Source organism: Paracoccus sp. UBA5162 (assembly GCF_002413585.1).
Taxonomy (GTDB): Bacteria; Pseudomonadota; Alphaproteobacteria; order Rhodobacterales; family Rhodobacteraceae; genus Paracoccus.
On record NZ_DHXG01000045.1, the window covers coordinates 18,104 to 20,037 of the forward strand.

General features: G+C 63.5%; 3 protein-coding genes. 2 read left to right on the plus strand and 1 reads right to left on the minus strand.

Features of this window, described 5'->3' with window-relative positions:
- On the plus strand, positions 1-573 hold a 573-nt coding region (locus tag B4A72_RS06045), incomplete at its 5' end, for an aldehyde dehydrogenase family protein (RefSeq protein WP_292978227.1).
- Positions 574-677: 104 nt separating this feature from the next.
- Positions 678-932 carry a GlsB/YeaQ/YmgE family stress response membrane protein gene (locus tag B4A72_RS06050; RefSeq protein ID WP_292957598.1) on the plus strand — a complete coding sequence of 85 codons (255 nt, stop codon included), beginning with the start codon at positions 678-680 and terminating at the stop codon, positions 930-932.
- 75 nt (positions 933-1,007) lie between these two features.
- On the opposite strand, the gene B4A72_RS06055 is transcribed toward B4A72_RS06050, so the two are convergent.
- Complete coding sequence (locus tag B4A72_RS06055; RefSeq protein WP_292957601.1) at positions 1,008-1,763, minus strand: DUF1013 domain-containing protein; 756 nt, start codon at positions 1,761-1,763, stop codon at positions 1,008-1,010.
- Positions 1,764-1,934 lie beyond the last annotated feature (171 nt).

A 1,934-nucleotide genomic window follows, 5' to 3' on the forward strand; every position in this document is an offset into this window, starting at 1 on the left:
TGCGCCAACCGGATCTATGTGCAGGCGGGTGTCTATGACGCATTCGCCAAGAAGCTGGCCGCCGCCGTGGACAAGCTGCGCGTCGGCGACGGGCTGGAAGACGGCACCACCACCGGGCCGCTGATCAACGAGGACGCGGTGGAGAAGGTCGAAGAACATATCAAGGACGTGCTGGATGGCGGCGGCGATGTCGTGACCGGCGGCAAGCGGATCGACGGCCTGTTCTTCCAGCCGACCGTGGTGACCGGCGTCAACGATGGCATGAAGGTCGCGACCGAGGAAACCTTCGGCCCGCTGGCGCCGCTGTTCCTGTTCGAGACCGAAGACGAGGTCGTGGACAAGGCCAACGCGACCATCTTCGGACTGGCGTCCTATTTCTATGCCCGCGACGTGGGCCGGATCACCCGGGTTCAGGAGGCGCTGGAATACGGCATCGTCGGCGTGAACACCGGGATCATCTCGACCGAAGTGGCGCCCTTCGGCGGCGTCAAGCAGTCGGGCCTGGGCCGCGAGGGCAGCCACCACGGCATCGATGATTATCTGGAGATGAAATATATCTGCCTGTCGATCTGACGGCGGATTTGCGGCGTGGCGGAACGATTGGCTTCCGCCGCGCATTTTGTCGGCGAACGGCGCCGCGGAAGCGGTGCCTTGGCATCAATCAGGGAAGGCTCGTCATGGAAGGTTTCGGCTGGATTCTGTCCATCATTCTCGGCGCGATTGCAGGCTGGATCGCGGAAAAGATCATGAAAAGCGATCACAGCCTGGTCGTGAACATCATCCTGGGCATTCTGGGCGCGCTGGTCGGGAACTGGCTGTTCCGCGCGCTGCTGGGCGGCACAGCCGGCGGCGTCATCGGACAGCTTGTGGTCGCGGTCATCGGTGCCTGCATCCTGATATGGCTGGGCAGGCTGGTCCGCAGCAAGACCTGACGGCCACGGTCACGGACCATGAAAACGCCGGCGCGGGTTTCTCCGCGCCGGCTTTCCCTTGTGCAGACGGTCGGCCTAGCGGTCGTCCTCATCCTCATCGTCGCCGCTGTCGGGCAGGTTGAAGAAACTGTCCGCATCCACCTCGCGCTGCGGCTTTTCCTCTTCGTCCTCGTCCCTGGACAGCGAGAAATTCTCCAGCCCGGCGATGGCGGTGGGCAGGCGCGGTTCCTCCCCGCTCATCGCCAGCGAGGTTTCGGTGCTGACCAGCTTGCGCCGTTCGTCATCGGTCATCACCTCGCCGTCGGCGGCGCGTTTCTTGGCCGCCTTCTGGACAGCGGCATCCAGTTCGGTCTGGCGGCACAGGCCCAGCGCGACCGGGTCGATCGGCTGGATGTTGGAGATGTTCCAATGCGTCCGGTCGCGGATCGAGTTGATCGTGGGCTTGGTCGTGCCGACCAGCTTGGCGACCTGGGAATCGGCCAGTTCGGGATGAAATTTCACCAGCCACAGGATCGCGGCGGGGCGGTCCTGACGCTTGGACAGCGGCGTGTAGCGCGGCCCGCGACGCTTTTCCTCGCCCTCGGCGGCAGGATTGTATTTCAGTTTCAGCGAATAGGCGGGATCGGCCTCGCCCTTCTTGATCTCGGCCGGCTCAAGCTGGTGCGAGGCCACCGGATCATAGCCCTTCACGCCGGCAGCCACGTCGCCATCGGCGATGCCCTGCACTTCCAACTCGTGCAGACCGCAGAAATCGCCGATCTGCTTGAAACTCAGCGTGGTGTTGTCAACCAGCCAGACGGCGGTAGCCTTGGCCATCAGCGGCTTGTTCATGTCTTTCTCCTTCGCATCTCGGCCCCGAGGATGGCCTTCATCAGCCGGGAAAACGGCTTTCGGCGGGTGCCATTCCTCGTTTTCGGGGGGAATTGCGGGTGGATATAGCGATTTCGTCGGCACGGGAAAAGGGGAATCGCACGAATCTCGGTGCGCGGCGGCATTTGGCGG

Excerpts from the sequence above, each read along its gene's own strand:
- B4A72_RS06050 (WP_292957598.1), top strand. The coding sequence starts at position 678 with ATGGAAGGTTTCGGCTGGATTCTGTCCATCATTCTCGGCGCGATTGCA.
- B4A72_RS06055 (WP_292957601.1), bottom strand. The coding sequence starts at position 1,763 with ATGAACAAGCCGCTGATGGCCAAGGCTACCGCCGTCTGGCTGGTTGAC.